The sequence below is a fragment of the Xanthomonas cassavae CFBP 4642 genome (assembly GCF_000454545.1).
In the GTDB taxonomy this organism is placed as follows: Bacteria; Pseudomonadota; Gammaproteobacteria; order Xanthomonadales; family Xanthomonadaceae; genus Xanthomonas; species Xanthomonas cassavae.
The window spans coordinates 643,048-663,078 of sequence record NZ_CM002139.1; the positions used below are offsets into that span (position 1 = coordinate 643,048).

The window sequence follows — 20,031 nt, forward strand, 5'->3', positions numbered from 1 at the left end:
GCTCGCATGGTTGATGGAGCTATTGCCTCAGTGAGGCTCAGTCGGGGGGACTATCTGAGGGTTGGCAGGGATTCGTGTAAGAAACCTTTACTGACAACAAGTTAGCTCACTTTTGGCTGTGTTTTACACGAATCCCTGCCAACCCTCCAAGAGCGAAAAGACCAAACAGCCGCCGCGATCAACACCAGATCGCGAGCGATAAAAAAAAGCCGGCAGATCGGGCAATCTGCCGGCTTGCCATCACTACCACTTAGAGGGACGGGCAATGACGACGAGCCGCAAGACTACCACGCGCAACCGCGCGCCGGCCATGCCAAAATATCCGCTAACTCACTGATGCAATAGATGAAATCCGATCTTGTGAGCTATTTTTACACGTATGTCGGCTGAACCCAATTATGTTGCACGGCAGCATCGGAGCCACGCAATGCTCGACCCACGCATCGAAAAGGTAGACCTGGCGCTTACCGAGATTGCCCAGGAGCCATCGGAAAAGGTGGCGCTGTGGCAATGGGCATGCCGCGAGATGCTGCACGAGACGCTGATCGGCATGCACCAGCTGTCGCATCTGGCCGGCATCGACCGGCAGGTGGCCAATGACTGGCGCGAGCCGGTGGATGTCATCGCTCCTGCTAAGCCCTACCTGGCCGCGTCGGCACTTGCCGACCGCCGTTTGCCGCAAGTGCTCGACGGCCTGGGCAGCACGCACGACGACAACGACCGCGCCACCCTGTGGCGGTTGCGTTACGCGAGCCTGATCGCCTCGACCCTGCAAGGCATGCAGGCGCTAGCCGAAAAGCACCGCATCGACCGCCAGGCGATGGCGATCGGGCCGTTGAACTAGCCGATATTTGGTTGCTGCTGCTCGCAGTGTCGACTGCTGGCCCTAGCGCGGTGACGTGGTGGAGGCGTTTCTATCCAACTCAGCGCCACGTGAGTTGAGCACGCGATACAGGCGCAAATCCTGCGCCGCGACTTGATGCGCTTTGCCGGGGCCTGGTTGCTTTGCCCACAGCAAGCGGCAAGTACATCACCTTAGGTTCTTGTTGCCTATTCGAACCAATGACCGTTTCCGCATGGCAACGCTGTTCTAAGCGAGGTCCACGCTGATCGGTCAGCGACTGCTTTGCGGGCGGTTCAATGCCGAACCGCCGCATCTTCCAGATGCCGTCACGCATGCCGCACGATCCAACGCGCCTGATCCCAGGGCACCGACAGCAGCGGCAGACAGTGGTAGTAGCTGTCCCGCAGCACACGGTAGAGCTGTGCTTCGGTTGCCCGTGGGTAGGCCAGGTAAATGTCGTAGCCGGGGGTGAGCAGCCGGGCGTAGTCGGCGAATGCGTAGCCGTCCAGATGCCCCTCGCGTAGACGTCGCGCCAATAGGCGATTTCAGCGTCGAGATGGACGCTGCGGCGGGTCAAGACGGATGCGCTGTGCATAGGGAGAATTCCGTGACCGAGACTACCCCCTGTTGGGCCACCGTAGCAGCGGTTGTCGCCTGCAACCAGCGCACGACGACGAGCGGTCGTCGCGGCGCTGGCTGCGATGCATCGGGCGATGCCGATGCGCGGCAGAAACCAGAACCTCAATCCCAGTCGGGCGCAATCGCCTTCGGGTTGGCCAGGCGGTGCCCGCGGTCGAGTGCGGCAATCTCGCCCATATCCTGCTCGGTCAGCTGTAGCGTCTGCGCCTTCAGGTTGCTCTCCAGATTCTCGCGCTTGGTCGAGGAGGGAATCACCGAGTACCCCTGCTGCAGTGCCCAGGCCAGCGTGACCTGGGCCGGGGTCGCCGCGTGACGTTGGGCGATCGCCTGGATCACCGGATCCTTGAGCACTTCGCCGACCGCCAATGTCATGTACGAGGTGACATGGATGCCTTGCTCGCGCAGGAAGTCGGTCAAGGCACGATTTTGCAGATAGGGATGCACCTCGATCTGGTTGGTGGCAATGGCGTCCGCGCCCAGGATCTCGATCGCCTGCCTGGTCAGGGCGATGGTGAAGTTGGACAGACCGATCGCGCGGGTCAGGCCCTGTTGCTTGGCCTGCGCCAGCGCTTCCAGATACTCGCGCATGGGCACCTGGTCCTTTGGCGAAGGCCAATGGATCAAGGTGAGATCGACATACTCGGTGCCGAGTTTGCGCAGGCTTTCGTGCAGGCTGGGCAGCAAGGCGCCATCGCCGAACTTGTCCACCCAGATCTTGGTGGTCAGATACAGCTGATCGCGCGCGATGTCGGCGGCTGCGATCGCTTCGCCAACCTGCGCTTCGTTGTCGTAAATCTGCGCTGTATCGACTGCGCGATAGCCCAGCTCCAGTGCGTTGCGCACCGAGTCGATGACAACCTGATCCTTGAGACGAAAGGTACCGAGGCCGAATGCGGGGACAGTCATTGTGTTCCTTTGGGAATGGAGAATCGGGAAGGGGAATCGCAAAAGCGACAGTGTGCGAAGTGTTGTGGGGGTCGATCAGTCCAGAGCGACGACGGCCTTGCCGAAGTTCTTGCCGCGCAATACGTCGATCAGGCCTTGCGGAGCGCTGTCCAGGCCATGCAGCACGTGCTCGCGGTGCTGGATCTTGCCCTCGCGTAGCCACTGGCCCACCTCGTGCAGGAAGGCCGGCATCAGGCGGATGAAATCGTGCTGGATGAAGCCGCGCACGGTCAGGCGCTTGCGCAGGATCAGGCCCATGAACTCCGGCAGGCGATCCGGGCCCGGCAGTATCTGGCCACGGCTGTTGTAGGTGGCGACCATGCCGCAGATCGGCAGGCGTGCGAAGTCGTTGAGTTGCGGCAGCACCGCATCGAACACCTTGCCGCCGACATTCTCGAAGTAGATGTCGATGCCGTCAGGCGTGGCCGCGCGCAGCTGCTCGGCGAAGTCGTTTGCGCGGTGATCCAGCGCCACATCCACCTTCAGCGATTCGCGCAGATAACGCACCTTGTCCTGGCCACCGGCAATGGCCACCACGCGCAGGCCTTGCAGCCGTGCCAGCTGTGTCACCGTTGCGCCGACCGGCCCGCTGGCTGCGGCCACCACCAGCGTTTCGCCGGCCTGTGGCCTGCCGATCTCGTGCAGGCCGGCATACGCGGTGAAGCCGGGCATGCCGTACACGCCGAGCGCGGTGCTCAACGGAAGGCTGTCGTCCTTGGGCAGCTTGCGCAGCGGTGTGGTGGGGGAAAGCAGCGTATGGGTCTGCCAGCCGCCCGGCAGTACCAGCAGATCGCCGGGCTGATACTCGGCGTGATGCGATTGAATGACTTCGCCAATGGTGCCGCCTTCCATCACTGCATCGATGGCCACCGGTGCAGCGTAGGACGGGCCGTCATCCATGCGCCCGCGCATGTACGGATCCAGCGACAGAAAGCGGTTGCGGACCAGGACCTGGTCGTGCCCGGTGGGCGGCAGGCTGATCTCTTCGATGCGGAAGTTGTCTGCGTCGGGTTCGCCCTGCGGGCGCGAGGCCAGCACGACGCGGCGATTGGTGATCGATGACATGGGGGAGTTCCTCGCAACGGGGCCGCGCGAGCGCGGCCATGGGAGCACAGCCGCGGGGCGACTGCGCGAGGGAGTACGTGATAACGCGGTGCGTTATGCCGCCGGTTCCGGTTCCGGTTCCGGCGCGCTGGCGCTGTCCAGCTGTGCGATCTGCTCGGCGCTGAGCGCCAGCTGCGCGGCCGCCAGCACGTCGTGCAGCTGGTCCACGCTGGTGGCGCTGACGATCGGTGCAGTCAGCCCCGGGCGTGCGATTAGCCAGGCCAGCGCGATCTGCGCCGGCGTTGCGCGGTGGCTGGCCGCCAGGTCGTCCAGTGCCTGCAGGATGCGCAGGCCGCGCGGGTTGACGTATTGCCTGACCACCGACGCACCGCGCGCACTGCTCTTGCCGGCGTCGTCGGCGCTGCGGTACTTGCCGGTCAGAAAGCCGCTGGCCAGCGAGTAGTAACTGATCACGCCCAGCTCGCGTTCGCGTACCAGCGGTTCCAGCTCGGCCTCAAAGCTGGCGCGGTCGTAGAGGTTGTATTCCGGCTGCAGGCTTTCGTAGCGCGGCAGCGTGTACTGTTCGGAGATGTCCAGCGCATCGCGCAGGCGTGCGGCACTGTAATTGGATGCGCCGATCGCGCGCACCTTGCCTTGTTCGATCAGGCGTCCGAATGCGGCCAGCGTGGCTTCCAGCGGAATCGATTCGTCGTCCTCGTGGGCCTGGTACAGATCGATCACATCGGTCTGCAGGCGCGTCAGCGAATCCTCCACGGCGGCGGCGATGTTGTCTGGCGACAGCCCGGGGTGTTCGCTCCATTTGGCCACCTTGGTGGCGATCAGCACCTTGTCGCGCTTGCCGCTGCGTGCGAGCCAGCGCCCGATGATGGTTTCCGACTCGCCACCGCGGTTGCCGGGCACCCAACCGGAGTAGGCATCGGCAGTGTCGATCAGATTGAAGCCGGCATCGACGAAGGCGTCCAGCAACGCGAACGAGGTCGCCTCATCGGCGCTCCAGCCGAACACATTGCCACCCAAGACGATGGGGTGAACCTGCAGGCCGGAGCGGCCCAGTGCGCGGGGGTGAGTCATCACGGATGCTCCTGATTCGAACTGCCGACAGGATAGTCATGCGTACCGATGATGCGTGTGACATCGATGTGGATTCAGCGTTCCGCCGATCGCACCGGCCGGCTCACAGGATTTGAACAACTCGGCGATTGCGGCAGCAAGCATGGGTGACGAGCGCTGCGATTCGGGCACATGGCAGGCCCTGGGCCGCATGCTAGGCTCGCGCTACTTTTACCCGGAAGAGGGCGCTGCGATGATCCGCAACAAGCTGGCCTGTGCGTGTGTGATGAGTGTCGTGGTGGCGATGAGTGCGCCAGTGGCGATGGCGATGAAGCCGGCCGACAGCGCCAGCCTGCCGGCGCCGGATATCGCGCTGCAGGCCGCCATCAACGGCAACTGGCGCGACCGCGTGTACGTGCAGCGCGACCAGTATCGCCACCCCGGTCAGACCCTGGCGTTATTCGGCATCAAGCCCACCCAGACCGTTATCGAGATCACCCCCGGCGGCGGCTGGTACTCGGAAATCCTGGCGCCTTACCTGCGCGAGAAGGGCAAGTACGTGGCAGCGGTGGTCGATCCGGCATCCGCTGCCGAAGGCCGCGCGCGCGACTATGCTCAGCGTGCCCGCGACGAGCTGGAAAAGAAGTTCCAGGCCAAGCCCGACATCTATGGCAAGCCGGCGTTCGTGTTGTATGCACCCAAGTCGCCGTCGTTCGGCGTGGACAACTCGGCCGACCTGGTACTGACCTTCCGCAATGTGCATAACTGGCGCATGGCCGGCACTGCCGAGGCGATGTTTGCCGGCTTCTACAAGGTGCTCAAGCCCGGCGGCGTGCTGGGCGTGGTCGAGCATCGCGCCAAGGCCGATGTGCCGGCCGATGACAAGAGCGGTTACGTGGGCCAGGCGCAGGTGATTGCGATGGCCGAAGCGGCCGGCTTCAAGCTGGCCGGCAAGAGCGAGCTTAACGCCAATCCGCGCGACACCAAGGATTATCCCGGTGGCGTGTGGACGCTGCCGCCGAGCAACAGCCACGATGCCGCCGACGATGCCAAGTACAAGGCGATCGGCGAAAGCGACCGCATGACATTGAAGTTCGTCAAGCAGTGATCGCCCAGCCTGCATGCCGGCGCAGGTTGCGATGGCATGCAGGTTTTGGCGCAGTGGCGTCTTGGTCGTTGTGCTGTCGCTGTAGACCCTGAGGTAGCGACCGAAAACAGAGGACGTTCATCGCGTTTCGCTCAAGCGTCCGCCCATGGCGGCGTGGTGGGCATAGTAATGAGGGGATGATGGCGTTCGGCAGGGTGCAGGTATCTGCTTGAGCGTCGTGCGCGCCGCCGCGCCGCCCGCATGGGCGCTTGGACGCTGCAGGGCCGGCACTCGCAGCCAGTCATCTGGGTATGTCGCGGCTGCGCCAGGCGGTGCAGGAACTGGCGATCGATCCACACGCGAGTGCTTCACCGCCGCCTGCGGTGCTTTCGAAACGGAATCTCCATGTTGGTGCTGTTGAACAAACCCTATGGCGTGCTATCGCAGTTCAGCGACCGCTCGCACCCGCCCAAGCGCACGCTGGCCGAATTCGGGCTGCCGGCCGACGTCTATGCGGCAGGCCGTCTGGATCACGATAGCGAAGGACTGTTGTTGCTCACCGACGATGGCGCACTGGCGCATCGGCTGACCGACCCGCGCCACAAGCAGCCCAAGACCTATTGGGTACAGGTGGAAGGCGACCCGCAGCAGGCACAGTTGCAGGCATTGCGCGATGGCGTGGTCCTCAACGATGGCCCGACTCGCCCGGCCAAGGTGTGCCTGCTTGATCCCGCGCCCGTGCTCTGGCCGCGTGATCCACCCGTGCGGGTGCGCAAGACCGTGCCGGATGCGTGGCTGGAAATGCGGATCAGCGAAGGCCGCAACCGCCAGGTGCGGCGGATGACCGCCTCGGTGGGCCTGCCCACGCTGCGCCTGGTGCGGGTGGGGATCGGTGACTGGACGCTGGGCACGCTCGCACCCGGCCAATGGGCAACGGACCCAACAACGCACCGGCGGCCGTCGCGCGCACGCCAACGCTAGCGCGGGCTTATTGCTTCGCGAGACGGATGCCTTGCGATCCGCGTCACCGCAACGCACAGCGTCGGCCCTGTCTTCAGAAGTGACAACACGCAGCGCCTGGCGCCAGCGGGAAGCGACCAGCCGTACCGGATTGCCTGCCACAAACGACAACGCCACGGCGCGTGGCCGTGGCGTTGGGCGCTAACGCTCCCCGCGTCGATCCGACGCAGGCGATGGCTTACTCGATGCCGTCGCTCGGCGTGACCGCAGCACGGCGCTGATAAGCCGCACGACGAGCACTGGCGTTGCTGGCGTGTTCGCGGTCCAGACGGTGCACGTTGCCACCGAGGGTCTGCTGGTCGCGCTGACGCTTGCGATAGACCGCGTAGCCGATCAGGCCCAGGCCGGCGACTGCGGCAGCCACGGTGACCGCCGGGTTGCGCTTGACCAGCTTGCTGGCGACCTTGCCGCCGGTGCGTACTGCGCCCAGGGCCGCGCCGGTCTTCAGCCATTCGCTGGCACCGGGCCCGAAGTGACGCAGGCTGCTGCCCGCATGGCGGGCCTGGTCGCCCGCGTTGGAGGCGGCATGACGCAGATGGTCGCCAGCGTTGCCTGCCAGTTCCAGGGCACGCTCCAGGGCGCGTTCGGTGATCACAGTCAGCTTGCTCATTGGAGGCGTTTCCTTTCTGAGTACGTGAGGTGCAGTCTGTGGGCTGGTGCGTATAGACGATGTTAGCGGGACCGGGCGCTGTTTGGCTTGCGGTTAGGAAGAACGCTACGCACCGCTGCGACTGCTTCGCCCCGTCCGCTCACCCCCAACCCCCGCTCCGCGCCCCAACCCCCGCGTGCGGCGCGTGTGCCGTGCCTTCTCGCCCCGGGGGAGAGGGGCTAAGTGCCGCGCGGTTTCGCTCTATGCGTTGCAGCCGCTGTCCACGGATCATCCGGCCACGGATGCCTCGGATACCGCCCCTTCATCTCCTTCCTGACATCCGGATACGTGGTGGCCCAGAAACTCTTCAGATCCTGGGTCACCTGCAGCGGGCGGCCGCCGGGCGAGAGCAGGTGCAGCGTCAGCGGGATGCGGCCGTCGGCGATGCGCGGGGTGTCGGCCAGGCCGAACAGTTCCTGCAACTTGACCGCCAGCACCGGTGGCAGTGGGTGCTGCGCATGGTCGAGCGCATAGTGGATCTGCCGCTCCATGCCCGACGGCACCGGGATGCGGGTGGGGGCATGGCGGTCGATGGCCTGGCGGCGCTCCCAGGGCAAGGCACCCTTGAGCGCTTCGCCCAGACTGGCTTCATCCAGCGCGTCGAGCCGGGTCTTGCCGTCGAAGGCCGGGCGCAGCCAGCTGTCGAGCGTGGCCAGCAGCGCCGCATCGGAGAGATCGGGTAGCGCCAGCTCGGGCATCCATGCCCGCAGCGACAGCACGCGGGCGCGCCATTGCTGCAGGTTTTCGGTCCAGGGCAGGGCGTCCAGGCCGAGTTGGCGCACCGCCTCGGTCAGTGCGCCGGCGGCCTGCGCCGGGTCGACACGGCCTGCGGGGCGGCTGTCGAGCACGATGCGGTCGAAGCTGGATTGCCGGCGCGCGATGAGGGCGCGTTTGTCGGCGTCCCACTGCACCACGTCCTGCTGCACGAAGCGCTCGGGCAGGCTGCGGCGCAGGTAGTCCTCGTCCACCGGTGCGGCCCGCAGCAGCAATGCGTCCCTGGCTTCGTAACGCAGTTCGCTGGCCACCAGCCAGGGTTCGCCGCGTAAGTCGCTGTGGTCGAACAGGCGCGCGCTGCGGCCGTTGGCCAGCAGGTAGCGCAGCGGGTCGGCCGGGTGGCGGGCGGCGATGCGGTCGGGGAAGGCATGTGAGAGCAGGTCGCCCAGCGCATGCGCTTCCACGCTGGCCGGCGGGGCGGTGTCGCAGCGCAGCCGGCGTCGCCATTGTTTGGCAGCGCTGTCGATGGCGGCCAGGCCACCGCGGTTGGCATCGGGCGCGCTGCGGCCCTGGCGGAACGCGGCCAGGGCACGCCAGCGCGCGGCCAGGCCATCGCCGCCCTGGCGCAGCGGATCGCGCGCCTCCAGCAGGGCCGCCAGATCGCAGGCCAGGGCCAGGCGCGGTGGTTCGTCGGCCTGCGCGAGCATCGCCGCCAGACGCGGATGCGTGCCCAGCGCCAGCATGCGGCGGCCCAGCGCGGTGATGCCGCCGCTGTCGCTGAGCGCGCCCAGCCGTTGCAGCAGTTCGCGTGCGGCGGCCAGCGCGCCGGCAGGCGGCGCATCGACAAAGCGCAGCGCATCGCTGCCCCAGGCGGCCAGTTCCAGCGCCAGCCCGGCCAGCTCCACCTGGGTGATCTCGGCACGCCGCTGCGGTTCCAGCCGCTGCGATTGCGGCCACAGCCGGTAGGCCCAGCCGCTGGCCACGCGGCCGGCACGGCCGGCGCGCTGGTCGGCCGAGGCCTGCGCGATGGTGGTCACATCCAGCCGCGAGAACCCGCTATTGGGATCGTAGTGCGGCTCGCGTGCCTGGCCGCTGTCGATCACCACGCGCACGCCTGGCAGCGTCACCGACGACTCGGCGACGTTGGTGGCCAGCACCACGCGGCGACGGCCCTGCGGGTCCGGCTGCAGCACCTGGCTTTGCGCCTCCACCGAGAGCTCGCCGTGCAGGGGCAGCACCTGGATGGCCGGATCCAGGACATCGTCCAGCGCGGCGTGCACCCGCGCGATCTCGCGCTGGCCGGGCAGGAACACCAGCACATCGCCGGGATGGGTGGCCACCGCATGTTCCACCGCACGGCGCGTCTGCGGCTCCATGGCCTCGTCGCGGCGTGCCGGGAAATGCGCGATCTCCACCGGAAAGCTGCGCCCGGCGCTGCTGAGCCGTGGCGCGTCCAGGAAGCCGGCCAGGCGCTCGCCATCCAGCGTGGCCGACATCGCCACGATGCGCAGGTCATCGCGCACCTGCGCCTGCACATCCAGCGCCAGCGCCAGGCCCAGGTCGCCGGCCAGATGGCGTTCGTGGAATTCGTCGAACAGCAGCGCCCCCACGCGCTCCAGCATGGGGTCGTCCTGGATCATCCGGGTCAGGATGCCTTCGGTGACGACCTCTATGCGGGTGCGCGCGGAGGTCTTGTTCTCGAAGCGGATGCGGTAGCCCACCGTCTCGCCGACCGGCTCGCCCAGCTGGCGCGCCATGAACAGCGCGGCGCTGCGCGCGGCCACCCGGCGCGGTTCCAGCATCACGATGCTGCGCCCGGCCAGCCACGGTGCCTCCAGCAGCGCCAGCGGCACCTGGGTGGTCTTGCCGGCGCCGGGCGGGGCTTCGAGCACCAGCCGGGGATGGCCGGCAAGGCTGTCGCATAGCTGCGGCAGCAACCCGGAAATGGGAAATGCGGGGGTATTCATGCGCGGCAGGATACGGCCTGTGTGGCGCCGGCACGATGGTCAGGCCCGGCGGTGAAGGTTGTCGGGGAATACGGAAGGGGCGGCAGCTGGCCTGTCGGAAATGCGGACCTGCACGCCATGCTGAAGCTTCAGGCCCGGGTGGGCCGTCGATAACTCCTATAACCCCTGTTACCGGATTCACCATGTCTGCCTCCGTGCCGAAGTTCGTCAGCCTGCAGAGCAAACTGCTGGGCGCGCTTGCGTTGGGCCTCGCTGTCATCCTGCTGTGCGCGCTCGGCGGCCTGGGAACGGCCTGGCTGAGCCTGTCGGGCAAGGTGCCGCCAGAGGTCGCGCAAGCCTCCAGCAGCGAAGAGATCACCCGCAATTTCCGCCTGCAGGTGCAGGAGTGGAAGAATGTGCTGATCCGCGGGCGCGACCCGGCGCAGCTGGACAAGCATCTGACAGCCTTCCGCGAGCAGGGCCAGAAAGTGCAGGCCAGCACCGAGGCGCTGACCAAGGCGGCGCAGGACCCTCAGGTTCGCGTGCTGGCGCAGGACTTCGCCACCGCGCACCTGGGCCTGCAGGCCAATTACGAAGCGGCGCTGGGCAAGTTCGCCGCCGCCGGTTACGACACCCAGGTGGGCGACCAACTGGTCAAAGGTCAGGACCGCGCGCCCAGCCACACGCTTGAAGCGCTGGTCCAGCGCAGCAAGATGCTGGCCGATGCGGCGGTGCTGGCCGGTTCGCAGTCGGCGCAGCGCAAGCTGGTGTATTCGGCCGTTGCCACCATCGCCGCAGCGCTGTGCCTTGTCGTGGTGCTGGGGTGGTGGATACGCCGCTCGATCGTGCGTCCGATCGAAACCGTTGCACAGGCGGCCCGCCTGGTGGCGGCCGGCGACCTGTCGGCGCGTGCGGCGGTGGACACGCGCGACGAGATCGGCCTGCTTGGGCAGGCAATGGGGCAGGTGGTCACCACGCTGTCCGATGTGTCGAGCGCGCAGGCGGACATGGCCCAGCGCCATGACGCCGGGCAGATGAGCTACCGCATGGATGCACAGGCATTTCCTGGTGCCTACGGCCGCATGGTGGACGACACCAACAGCCTGATCGGTGCGCAGGTCGGCCTGATCGGCACCATGCTGCAGGTGATGCAGCATTACGCGGTGGGCGACATGTCGGTGGACATGCCGCGCCTGCCCGGCGAAAAGGCCCAGATCACCGAGGCCATGGACACCACCAAGCGCAATCTGGCCGCGATCAATGGCGAAATCCGTGGCCTGGTGGATGCCGCCGCCGCTGGCGATTTTGCCACCCGCGGCAATGCCGACGCGTATCAGTTCGAATTCCGCGGCATGGTCGACGGCCTCAATGGCTTGATGCAGAACGTGGACCGCAATCTGGCCGACCTGTCGCAGTTGCTCAAGGCGATTGCCGATGGCGACCTGACCGCGCGCATGCACGGCAACCAGCAGGGCGTGTTTGCGCGGATGCGCGACGATGCCAACGCCACCGTGCAGCGCCTGACCGATATCGTGGGCGATATCACGCTGGCGGCGCAGACCATCCGCACCGCCTCGGCGGAGATCGCCGCCGGCAACAACGACCTGGCCCAGCGCACCGAACAGCAGGCCGCGAACCTGGAAGAAACCGCCGCCTCGATGGAAGAGCTGACCTCCACCGTGCGGCAGAACGCCGAGACCGCGCAGCAGGCCAGCCGCGGCGCGCAGGCGGCGGCGGAGATCGCCAGCCGCGGCGGTGAAATGGTGGCCAGCGTGGTCGACACCATGGGCGAGATCGAAGGCTCGTCCAGGAAGATCGCCGAGATCATCAGCGTCATCGACGGCATCGCGTTCCAGACCAATATCCTGGCGCTGAATGCGGCGGTGGAAGCCGCGCGCGCTGGCGAACAGGGCCGCGGCTTTGCCGTGGTGGCCTCCGAAGTGCGCGCGCTGGCGCAGCGTTCGGCCGGCGCTGCCAAGGAGGTCAAGCAGTTGATCGATGCGTCGGTGGATAGCGTGGCGCGCGGCAGCGCACGCGTGGATCAGGCCGGGCGCACGATGCAGGACATCGTGCAGTCGGTGCAGCAGGTCACTACGCTGATCGCGGAGATCTCCGCCGCGTCGCGCGAGCAGTCGGCCGGCATCGAACAGGTGGCACGCACCGTCAACGACATGGACGAGACCACTCAACGCAATGCCGCGCTCGTGGAAGAAGCCTCCGCCGCCGCGCGTGCGATGGAAGAACAGGCGGTGGAGCTGAGCGAAGCGGTGTCGGTGTTCCGTCTGGATGCACGCAAACCGCGCTTGGCAGCTGCGGCATGACGCAGGACCACGAGTAACGCTGCCCGCCATGCCTGTAGATGCAGCCAACAGCCAGGTCCAACGCCTGGTTGGTCGAGGGCAACGCACCAGAATGTTGGCCGGTCGCTTTAGGGATGGTCTGATCAACGCAGCCGGAAAACGAAACACGCCACATCCGCCGCGCTGAGGGCGCTCAACCCCCCGGTTTTTTGCCGTTTTCGGNTTGCGCTTGCTGTTGTACTCCGCGTCGCCGAAGGTCAGTTGCATCGTCATCGTCCTGGTGCCTCTGTGCGATTGTCGCAGGATCAGGGGGAGTTGTTCAGAGTTTCCTTAGAGCGGCTAACAGAACGTAGCGAGCAGTCGTCAGGTGGGTGTGGGCGGCGCGCAGGAACCGGAGTGTACGAGCGGTAATGAGGATTCCGAGCACCGACCGCGCCCGTCTGACGGCTGCGCAGTAGTTTTATTAGCCGCTCTTAGTAAAAAGCTGAGCGGTTCGCAGGTTGGGTGTCCTTGCGGGTGCGGGTCGCAAAACGACACGATGGCTGGCTAATCAGAAGCACGTCATGCAGTGCTTGCCACCCGCACACCGACACTCTCCATTGGTCCTTGCCCGCGCACCGTCGCGGGCCTTTGGCGGCATGGATGCCGCCAGAGAGCTTACATGGACATACTTGCAGCGTGTCCTGCGATGGTGGGCGGGCAAGGGCCCTGCAGCAAACGCGCAGCGGCGAGGACGCAGTGCCCTCACCGCCTGGGCGACACGCCGTAAACCCATCCGTGGCGGCTCGATGGCGGTCTCCATGCCGCCATCGAGCCCGTAATCGGCGAGAACACCGCACCAGATAATTGGCTGGTGGTGTATTGAAGAACGAGGACACCACACCGCAGTGCCGTCAGACCCGCCGAGTCAGGCCAATCTCCATACGCACATCTCAGCCCGCTTCGCGCATCCGCGAGGTCAGGCCCTTGAGGAAGGCGCGCAGCAGCTGGTCGCCGCAGGGGCGGAAGTTCTTGTGGCCGGGCTGGCGGAACAGCGCCGACAGTTCCGGCTTGGACAGCGGGAAGCCGGCGCTGGCGAAGAGGGCGTGCATGTCCACGTCCTTCAGTTCGAAGGCCACGCGCAGCTTCTTCAGCACCAGGTTGTTGCCGACGCGGGTTTCCAGCGGGCGTGGCGGCTGGCTCTCGTCGCGGCCGCGGAAACGCAGCACCAGGCCGTCGAGGAAGCGCGCCAGCATCGCATCGGTGCAGGGCTCGAAACCGGGCTCGTCTTCCTTTTTCAGCCAGGCCTGTACCTGCGGCTTGTCGAGCGCGAACTCGGGGTCGGCCAGGTGGGTGATCTCCACCACCTTGTCGTCGCTAAGGTCGAGCATGTAGCGGATGCTGCGCAGTACATCGTTGTGGATCATGACCATTCCGGAGCCCCGGCCTGTAGCCGGAAAGCGCATAGTCTACGGGGCCGGAGTGAAACAAGCCTTACACGCCGGCGCGGGTGCAGCACCCGGCCGGCCGCGCGCCGCGCGCTCAACTGCCGCGATAGGTAGAGTAGCCGTACGGCGAGAGCAACAGCGGCACGTGATAATGGCCGTCGTCGGCGATGCCGAAGGCGATCGGTACCTGCTCCAGGAACGGCGGGTCGGCCAGCGGGGTGCCGACGGTGCGCCAATAGGCGGCCACATCGAACTCGAGCCGATAGCGGCCTGGCGACAACGCCAGCGCCGCCAGCGCCGGGCAGCGTCCATCGGGATTGGTGACTGCTTCCAGCCGCAGCGTGTCGCCGGCGAACAGGCGCAGCGGCACGCCGGCGGCGGGACGGCCCAGCGCGGTATCCAGGACATGGGTGGACAGCGTGCTCATGCCACCGCCTGGGTCGGTTGCGGCCACCGGCCGACGAATTCCGGCTGGTCGTAGGCCAGGTAGCCGTCGACGATGGCCTGGCGATCGTCCAGGAACAGCTGGTCGGCCACCGCGCGGGCCAGCCGCGGCAGTGCCACCTTCAGCCCGGACAGCGCCGCGGCCGAGGGGCCGTGGTTGATCAGCGCCGAATAGTTGAAGGCGAACAGGCCGTGCAGCAGCGCGGCATCCTCCGGCGTGCGCGGCAGCAGCTCGAAGCCCGGCCCCAGATAGGGATGCGCATCCAGCACCGGATCGGCCTGGCCCGGCGGCGGCTGGTAGCGGTCGGCCCAGCAGGCGATGCGCCCGGACAGCGCGGCCAGCTCCGGGCGCAGCTGCGGGTCGGTGACCAGGCCGGTGGCGATGGCGAGGAAATCGAAACGGTGTTCGCCCTGCGGGGTGCGTACCACCACGGCGCCATCGCGCTCGGCCACCTCGATCCACGGCGCGCCCAGATGCAGCGCAAAGCCGGTGTGCCCGCAGGCGCGCTGGAAGGTGTCGTTGGTGGGCGGTTGGTTGTGTGCGAAGAAGCTGGCCATCATGCGGTACTTGTCCGCATCGGGCAGCGTCAGGAACCGCGGAATGATGCCGGCCTGCTCCATATGGCGGAACGGATTGATGCGCGGCAGCGCACTGCGGCGCACGAACACCTCGGCACTGGCGACGCCGTGGTCCAGTGCAAAACAGGCGTTGTCGAATGCGGAGGCGCCGCCGCCGAGGATGCCCACGCGCTTGCCGGCCAATGCGGCAAAGTCGATGTGGCCGGAAGTATGCGCGTAGCGATGCGCGGGCAGCGCGCGGCCGATCCAGTCCGGGACCACCCACTGTCCGCCGCCCTGGATGCCGGTGGCCAGGATCAGCTTGCGGGCCAGCAGCGGTGCCCCCATCGCCAGATGCAGGCGATGGATGCCGGGCGCGATGTCCGGCTCCACCCGCACCAGCCGGGTGGCATTGCGCACCGGCAGCCGCAGCACCGCGCGGTACCAGCGCAGGTAGTCCATCCAGCTGCCGCGCGGAATCTTGTCCAGCGCGTCCCAGGCGGCGGCGCCGTGTTGCGCCTCCCACCAGGCGCGGAAGGTCAGCGACGGCACGCCCAGGTCGATCGAGGTGATCTGCTTGGGCGTGCGCAGCGTCTGCATGCGCGCGTAGGTCACCCAGGGGCCTTCCTGGCCGGCCGGGTTTTCGTCGATGACCAGCACGTTGTGCACGCGCTCGCGCTGCAGCGCGAAAGCCGCGCCCAGGCCGCTCTGGCCGGCGCCGACGATGATGGCGTCATAGACATGCCCGGCCGGATGCACGCGCGGTTGCACCCAGGCATCGCCGCCGTGGGCCAGGCGTTGCAGGTCGCGGGCGAGGTCGCGTTCGAGGTGGGCCAGGCTCATGGCAGTGCCTCCAGGCGCAGGTGCACGATCTTGCCGATCTCGGCGAGGGCGGTGGCGATCTCGTCGCGGCGCGTCGCCTCCAGGCGGCGTTCCAGCTCGGCCAGGATGCCGGCCTTGTCGTGCAGCCGCACGCAGATCACGAACGGAAATCCGAAGCGATGCCGATAGGCTTGGTTGAGCGCGTGGAAGCGCTTGAATTCGGCCTCGCTGAGCCGGTCCAACCCGGCCGAGGCCTGCTCGGCGGCCGAGGCGGCAGTGAGCGTGCGGTCGATCGCCGCCTTGCCGGCCAGCGCCGGATGCGCGCGGATCAACGCGACCTGATCGTCCGGCGAAGCGTCATGCACCACCTGCATCAAGCCGCGATACACATCATCGAACGGGCGACGCCGCGCGGCGCGCTCCACCACCCACGGCGAATGCTCGAACACCTCGCGATAGCACGCGACGAATGCCGCATCGTCCAGCACGGGATCGTCGCTCACGCTCATGCGTGGCTCCCCTGCAGCGAGACATGCGCGGCCACCACTTTCCAGCCGTCGGCAAAGCGCACCCAGCTCTGGCTCTGGCGGCCGCGCGCGCTGCTGCCTTCGCGCAGGAATTCGGCATGCGTGGTGGCCAGATCCTGGCCGAAGCTATGCACCTCGACATGGGTGAGCCTGCGCTGCGGCGAGCCGCCGCGGCCGATGCGGAAGGCGCGGATCGCCTCGATGCCGTACAGCACCTCGCCCACGCCATAACGCACGGTGCTGGGCGCGGCATGAAACAGCGCATCCATTGCGGCGATGTCGTCGCGCATCAAGGCGTCCTCGTAGGCGTGGAAGGCGGCGCTCACCTGTGCGATCACCTCGGGCAGATCGATCTGCGCTGCATCGATGCTCATGCCGGATGCACCTGCAGCCAATGGCGTGCGATATCCAGACGGCGCGCCACCCACGCATCGCCGCTGGCCAGCACGTGATCGACGAAGCGAGACAGCGCCGCGGCACGCGCCGGCTTGCCGGCGATGCGTCCGTGCAGGCCGATCGAGAGCATCCGCCCGCCTTCGCTGCGCAATTGCTCGAAGCCATCGCGCAGATAGCGAAAGAACGGCTCGCCATCGGCAAACCCGTTATAGGCCACGAACTTCATGTCGTTGGCATCCAGCGTGTACGGCACGATCAACTGCGCGCGGCCGTGGCGGTGGTCGTAATACGGCACATCGTCGGCATAGCTGTCAGCGTCGTAGACAAAGCCGCCTTCTTCGGCGATCAGGCCCGCGGTATTGGGGCTGGTGCGGCCCTGGTACCAGCCCAGCGGGCGGCTGCCGGTGACGCGGGTGTGCACGGCAATGGCCTGCGCGATATGCGCGCGCTCGGTGGCCGCATCGACATGCTGGTAGTCGATCCAGCGCAGGCCGTGGCTGGCGATCTCCCAGTGGGCGGCCTGCATGGCGGCAACGGCGTCGGGATTGGCAGCCAACGCGTTTGCAACGCCGAACACGGTCACCGGCACGCCGCGTGCAGTGAACAGCCGATGCAGCCGCCAGAAGCCTGCACGGCTGCCGTATTCGTACAGGCTTTCCATCGCCATGGCGCGGGCAGCGGGTTGCGCTTGCGCGCCGACCATTTCCGACAGGAACGCCTCCGAGCCGGCATCGCCATTGAGCACGCAGTTTTCCGCGCCTTCTTCGTAATTGATGACGAACTGCACGGCAATCCGCGCGCCACCGGGCCAGTGCGCCGCAGGCGGCGTGGCACCATAGCCGACCAGGTCGCGCACGGCGCTCATGCCTTCAGTTCCGCGTGCCAGGCGGCCAGTGCCGCTTCCACTGCCAGGCCTTGCGTGCAGGCGTAGCCTTCGGCGCGCAGCACCGCTTCCAGCGCGGCCAGGGTGATCAGCACCTTGTGCTTCATCGCGTTGTAGCCCATCGCGCCGATGCGCCAGACGCGCCCCTGCAGCGGCCCGAACGCGGTGCCGATCTCGATCTCGAAATCCTCGCGCATGCGCCGACGCACCGCATCGCTGTCGATGCCCGGCGGAATCACCACGCCGGTGACGTTGGTCATGCGATGCGCATCGTCGCCGAACACCTCCAGCCCCAGCGCGCGGATGCCGGCGCTGACCGCACGCCCGGCCGCCGCGTGGCGCGCGAAGCGTGCGGGCAGGCCTTCCTGCAACGCCACGCGTGCGCATTCGCGGGCGCCGTACAGCATGGTGGTGGCTTCGGTGTGATGGTTGAGGCGCTTATCCGACCAGTAATCCATGATCATCGCCAGGTCGAAGTAATTGGAGGCGATGCGCGGGCCGCTGCCGTTGGCGATGTCCTCGCGCACGATGCCGCGCTCGACATGGCGGCGCGCAAAGATCGCCTCGGCCGCCGCGTCGGAGACGGTGATCGGCGCCGAGCCGGAGGGACCGCCCAGGCATTTCTGCAGGCCGCCGGTGACCACATCCACGCCCCAGCGGTCGCTGGCGATCTCCATGCCGCCGAGGGTGGCGGTTGCATCCACGTAACTCAGCGCCCCGGCCGCGCGGCATAGCGCCCCCAGGCCGTCGAGCGGCTGCGCCATGGTGGTGGAGGTGTCGCCGTGCACGGTGGCCACCAGCCTGGGCGCCACGCGTTCGATCGCCTCGGCAATGGCCGCCAGCGGCACCACCTCGCCCCAGGGCGCATCCACGCTGTGTACCTGCGCGCCAAGGCGCTGAAGGATCTCGGAGAGCAACAGACCGAAGCGGCCGAAGTTGATCACCAGCACGCGGTCGCCGGGTTGCACCAGCGACACCAGCGCCGCTTCGATGCCGGCGCGCGCAGTGCCGTCGACCAGGAACGTCCAGCGGTTGTCCGTGCCGAACAACGGCCGGTATAACGCCATCACCTCGTTCATGTAGCCGGTCATCTCCGGGTCGAACTGCCCCAGCAGGTCGGCCGCCATCGCGCGCAGCACACGCGGATGCGCATTGACCGGGCCGGGGCCCATCAGCAGCCGCTGTGGCGGATCGAGTTCGGCGAAGGTGTGCAGGTGACGCAGGTCAGGTGACAAGGGGCGCTCCCAGGTGATCGATGAAGTGGCGCATGACCGCCAGTGCGACCTCGGCGTCGGCCGGGGCCACGTGTTCGTCCGGATGATGGCTGACGCCGCCGGCGCAGCGCACGAACAGCATGGCCGTCGGGCAGAGCGCGGCCATCGTCATCGCATCGTGGCCGGCGCCGGAGACCAACCGCCGTGGGGCGATGCCCTGCGCGGCGACGGCGTGTTCGAGCCGGGTCATCAGCGCCGGTGCGCAGGGGCTGGCGGCCAGGGTCTGCAATGGGTCGATGGCGATCGCAACGCCGCGTTCGCCGCCGATGCGGGCCAGTGCGTGTTCGATCGCGCGCACCGCGGCGTCGCGGGTGGCGTCGTCGCCGGCGCGCACGTCCAGCGTGCAGTCCACCCGCCCGGGCACCACGTTGACCGCGCCGGGGGCGAGCTGCAGTTTGCCGACGGTGGCCACCAGCGCGTTGCTGCCCTCGCGCGCGATGCGTTCGATCGCCAGCAATGCGTCGGCCGCGGCGCTCAAGGCATCGCGACGCAGCGCCATCGTGGTGGTACCGGCATGCCCGGCGCGGCCGTCGAAGCGCAGCGCAAAACGCCGTTGTGCGGCGATCGCAGTGACGATGCCCACTGGCAGGCCGTCGGCTTCGAGCACCGGGCCTTGTTCGATATGCGTTTCCAGATACGCCAGTACGCTGCCGGGCGCGCGTGCGGCGTGGTGGATCTGCGCGATGTCCAGATCCCATTGTGCCAACGCGCTGGCGACATCGATGCCGGCCGCGTCGCTCAGCGCCAACGCGGCCGGGTCGAGCGTGCCGGCCACCGCGCGGCTGCAGACCATGGAGGCGGGAAAACGCGAGCCTTCTTCGTCGCCGAATGCGATCACTTCGATGGCGAATGGCAGCCGGCGCACTTGCGCCTGCAGTGCGGCCACGCATTCGATGCCGAGCAGCACGCCCAGCGGACCGTCGTAGCGGCCGGCATCGCGCACGCTGTCCAGATGGCTGCCGATCAGCAGCGCCGGCGCATCGGCGTGTGTGCCCTCGTACCGCCCGATCAGGTTGGCGGTCGCGTCCAGGCGGACCTGCATGCCGGCCTGGCGCATCCACTCGCCCACCTGCCCCACCGCGGCGCGATGGGCCGGGCTCAGCCAGGCACGGAACAGGCCACCGGGCGTGTCGCTGAAAGGAGCCATGCCCAGCTGGTCGCAACGCGCCACCGCCCTTGCGCCGCCGGGGCGGTCAAGGTCAGCGGCGGACGAGGTGGACGGAATAGCGGGCATGGAGGGGACCGGCAGGGGCTGCAGGGGCGATGGAGGAGGCGGGCAGCGGGCAGAAGAAGGATGCTTCGACTATAGGGAGCCGGTCCTGTCGCCATCAAAGAGTTTTTTCGCCAGCTCGGGCTGCAAAAAATGCAACGCGCTTGTGGGGAGCACGCCCATCCAACGTCGGGACTGAACACCGGGTGCGGCCGCCATGCCGATGCAGCG

17 protein-coding genes, 1 other RNA gene and 1 pseudogene are annotated in these 20,031 nt (G+C 67.3%); 4 read left to right on the plus strand and 15 right to left on the minus strand.

The features are described from left to right. Positions 1-427 precede the first annotated feature (427 nt). Complete coding sequence (locus XCSCFBP4642_RS0102795; RefSeq protein WP_029218443.1) at positions 428-844, plus strand: hypothetical protein; 417 nt, start codon at positions 428-430, stop codon at positions 842-844. A gap of 326 nt (positions 845-1,170) precedes the next feature. Here XCSCFBP4642_RS0102795 and XCSCFBP4642_RS23910 read toward each other — a convergent pair. The 4 genes and pseudogenes from XCSCFBP4642_RS23910 to XCSCFBP4642_RS0102815 form a co-directional block, all read right to left on the minus strand. Continuing rightward, positions 1,171-1,439: pseudogene (locus tag XCSCFBP4642_RS23910) on the minus strand (hypothetical protein). A gap of 146 nt (positions 1,440-1,585) precedes the next feature. Then, on the minus strand, positions 1,586-2,389 hold the full coding sequence (gene dkgB, locus XCSCFBP4642_RS0102805; RefSeq protein WP_029218444.1) for a 2,5-didehydrogluconate reductase DkgB: 804 nt from the start codon (positions 2,387-2,389) through the stop codon (positions 1,586-1,588). A 75-nt stretch (positions 2,390-2,464) separates the two neighbouring features. Beyond that, positions 2,465-3,493: an NADP-dependent oxidoreductase gene (locus XCSCFBP4642_RS0102810; protein ID WP_029218445.1), complete on the minus strand. Its 1,029-nt coding sequence runs from the start codon at positions 3,491-3,493 to the stop codon at positions 2,465-2,467. 93 nt (positions 3,494-3,586) lie between these two features. Continuing rightward, complete coding sequence (locus tag XCSCFBP4642_RS0102815; RefSeq protein ID WP_029218446.1) at positions 3,587-4,564, minus strand: aldo/keto reductase; 978 nt, start codon at positions 4,562-4,564, stop codon at positions 3,587-3,589. 232 nt (positions 4,565-4,796) lie between these two features. Here XCSCFBP4642_RS0102815 and XCSCFBP4642_RS0102820 point away from each other — a divergent pair, with 232 nt between their 5' ends. Both XCSCFBP4642_RS0102820 and XCSCFBP4642_RS0102830 read left to right on the plus strand, forming a co-directional pair. Beyond that, positions 4,797-5,651, plus strand: a complete 855-nt coding sequence (locus tag XCSCFBP4642_RS0102820; protein WP_029218447.1) for a class I SAM-dependent methyltransferase — start codon at positions 4,797-4,799, stop codon at positions 5,649-5,651. 384 nt (positions 5,652-6,035) lie between these two features. Next, the gene (locus XCSCFBP4642_RS0102830; protein ID WP_029218448.1) at positions 6,036-6,611 is read left to right on the plus strand and encodes a pseudouridine synthase; all 576 of its coding nucleotides are present in this window, start codon (positions 6,036-6,038) and stop codon (positions 6,609-6,611) included. Positions 6,612-6,828: 217 nt separating this feature from the next. Here the strand turns inward: XCSCFBP4642_RS0102830 and XCSCFBP4642_RS0102835 are convergent, their stop codons facing one another. Beyond that, positions 6,829-7,260: a hypothetical protein gene (locus tag XCSCFBP4642_RS0102835; RefSeq protein ID WP_029218449.1), complete on the minus strand. Its 432-nt coding sequence runs from the start codon at positions 7,258-7,260 to the stop codon at positions 6,829-6,831. Between the two features lie 218 nt (positions 7,261-7,478). After that, the gene (gene hrpB / locus XCSCFBP4642_RS0102840) at positions 7,479-9,980 is read right to left on the minus strand and encodes an ATP-dependent helicase HrpB (protein WP_029218450.1); all 2,502 of its coding nucleotides are present in this window, start codon (positions 9,978-9,980) and stop codon (positions 7,479-7,481) included. A 182-nt stretch (positions 9,981-10,162) separates the two neighbouring features. On the opposite strand from hrpB, the gene XCSCFBP4642_RS0102845 reads away from it, so the two are divergent. Then, complete coding sequence (locus XCSCFBP4642_RS0102845) at positions 10,163-12,280, plus strand: methyl-accepting chemotaxis protein (protein WP_029218451.1); 2,118 nt, start codon at positions 10,163-10,165, stop codon at positions 12,278-12,280. 316 nt (positions 12,281-12,596) lie between these two features. Here XCSCFBP4642_RS0102845 and XCSCFBP4642_RS26340 read toward each other — a convergent pair. From XCSCFBP4642_RS26340 to XCSCFBP4642_RS0102885, 9 genes are all read right to left on the minus strand, one after another. Next, a non-coding RNA gene (locus tag XCSCFBP4642_RS26340) (sX9 sRNA) lies at positions 12,597-12,671 on the minus strand. Between the two features lie 520 nt (positions 12,672-13,191). Next, positions 13,192-13,665 carry a YehS family protein gene (locus tag XCSCFBP4642_RS0102850; protein WP_029218452.1) on the minus strand — a complete coding sequence of 158 codons (474 nt, stop codon included), beginning with the start codon at positions 13,663-13,665 and terminating at the stop codon, positions 13,192-13,194. A 115-nt stretch (positions 13,666-13,780) separates the two neighbouring features. Further along, positions 13,781-14,113 carry a hydroxyisourate hydrolase gene (gene uraH, locus XCSCFBP4642_RS0102855; RefSeq protein ID WP_033897928.1) on the minus strand — a complete coding sequence of 111 codons (333 nt, stop codon included), beginning with the start codon at positions 14,111-14,113 and terminating at the stop codon, positions 13,781-13,783. After that, positions 14,110-15,531, minus strand: a complete 1,422-nt coding sequence (hpyO, locus tag XCSCFBP4642_RS0102860) for an FAD-dependent urate hydroxylase HpyO (protein ID WP_029218454.1) — start codon at positions 15,529-15,531, stop codon at positions 14,110-14,112. Before hpyO ends, uraH begins: the two co-directional genes overlap by 4 nt. Further along, positions 15,528-16,019, minus strand: a complete 492-nt coding sequence (uraD, locus tag XCSCFBP4642_RS0102865) for a 2-oxo-4-hydroxy-4-carboxy-5-ureidoimidazoline decarboxylase (protein WP_029218455.1) — start codon at positions 16,017-16,019, stop codon at positions 15,528-15,530. The genes hpyO and uraD overlap by 4 nt, the downstream gene beginning before the upstream one ends. Further along, positions 16,016-16,411, minus strand: a complete 396-nt coding sequence (gene hpxZ / locus XCSCFBP4642_RS0102870; RefSeq protein WP_029218456.1) for an oxalurate catabolism protein HpxZ — start codon at positions 16,409-16,411, stop codon at positions 16,016-16,018. Before hpxZ ends, uraD begins: the two co-directional genes overlap by 4 nt. Beyond that, on the minus strand, positions 16,408-17,298 hold the full coding sequence (gene puuE / locus XCSCFBP4642_RS0102875; RefSeq protein ID WP_029218457.1) for an allantoinase PuuE: 891 nt from the start codon (positions 17,296-17,298) through the stop codon (positions 16,408-16,410). Before puuE ends, hpxZ begins: the two co-directional genes overlap by 4 nt. Beyond that, positions 17,295-18,551 (minus strand): pyridoxal-phosphate-dependent aminotransferase family protein, encoded by a 1,257-nt coding sequence (locus tag XCSCFBP4642_RS0102880; RefSeq protein ID WP_029218458.1) that lies wholly within the window; start codon positions 18,549-18,551, stop codon positions 17,295-17,297. The genes puuE and XCSCFBP4642_RS0102880 overlap by 4 nt, the downstream gene beginning before the upstream one ends. Beyond that, a complete protein-coding gene (locus tag XCSCFBP4642_RS0102885) occupies positions 18,541-19,761 on the minus strand; it encodes an allantoate amidohydrolase (protein ID WP_029218459.1) in 1,221 nt (406 codons plus the stop codon). The genes XCSCFBP4642_RS0102880 and XCSCFBP4642_RS0102885 overlap by 11 nt, the downstream gene beginning before the upstream one ends. Between the last annotated feature and the right edge of the window lie 270 nt (positions 19,762-20,031).

Coding starts and splice junctions, on each gene's coding strand:
- hpxZ (WP_029218456.1), bottom strand. CDS start 16,411: ATGAGCATCGATGCAGCGCAGATCGATCTGCCCGAGGTGATCGCACAG.
- XCSCFBP4642_RS0102795 (WP_029218443.1), top strand. CDS start 428: ATGCTCGACCCACGCATCGAAAAGGTAGACCTGGCGCTTACCGAGATT.
- XCSCFBP4642_RS0102810 (WP_029218445.1), bottom strand. CDS start 3,493: ATGTCATCGATCACCAATCGCCGCGTCGTGCTGGCCTCGCGCCCGCAG.
- hrpB (WP_029218450.1), bottom strand. CDS start 9,980: ATGAATACCCCCGCATTTCCCATTTCCGGGTTGCTGCCGCAGCTATGC.
- puuE (WP_029218457.1), bottom strand. CDS start 17,298: ATGAGCGCCGTGCGCGACCTGGTCGGCTATGGTGCCACGCCGCCTGCG.
- dkgB (WP_029218444.1), bottom strand. CDS start 2,389: ATGACTGTCCCCGCATTCGGCCTCGGTACCTTTCGTCTCAAGGATCAG.
- XCSCFBP4642_RS0102820 (WP_029218447.1), top strand. CDS start 4,797: ATGATCCGCAACAAGCTGGCCTGTGCGTGTGTGATGAGTGTCGTGGTG.
- XCSCFBP4642_RS0102830 (WP_029218448.1), top strand. CDS start 6,036: ATGTTGGTGCTGTTGAACAAACCCTATGGCGTGCTATCGCAGTTCAGC.
- uraH (WP_033897928.1), bottom strand. CDS start 14,113: ATGAGCACGCTGTCCACCCATGTCCTGGATACCGCGCTGGGCCGTCCC.
- hpyO (WP_029218454.1), bottom strand. CDS start 15,531: ATGAGCCTGGCCCACCTCGAACGCGACCTCGCCCGCGACCTGCAACGC.
- XCSCFBP4642_RS0102845 (WP_029218451.1), top strand. CDS start 10,163: ATGTCTGCCTCCGTGCCGAAGTTCGTCAGCCTGCAGAGCAAACTGCTG.
- uraD (WP_029218455.1), bottom strand. CDS start 16,019: ATGAGCGTGAGCGACGATCCCGTGCTGGACGATGCGGCATTCGTCGCG.
- XCSCFBP4642_RS0102850 (WP_029218452.1), bottom strand. CDS start 13,665: ATGATCCACAACGATGTACTGCGCAGCATCCGCTACATGCTCGACCTT.
- XCSCFBP4642_RS0102835 (WP_029218449.1), bottom strand. CDS start 7,260: ATGAGCAAGCTGACTGTGATCACCGAACGCGCCCTGGAGCGTGCCCTG.
- XCSCFBP4642_RS0102815 (WP_029218446.1), bottom strand. CDS start 4,564: ATGACTCACCCCCGCGCACTGGGCCGCTCCGGCCTGCAGGTTCACCCC.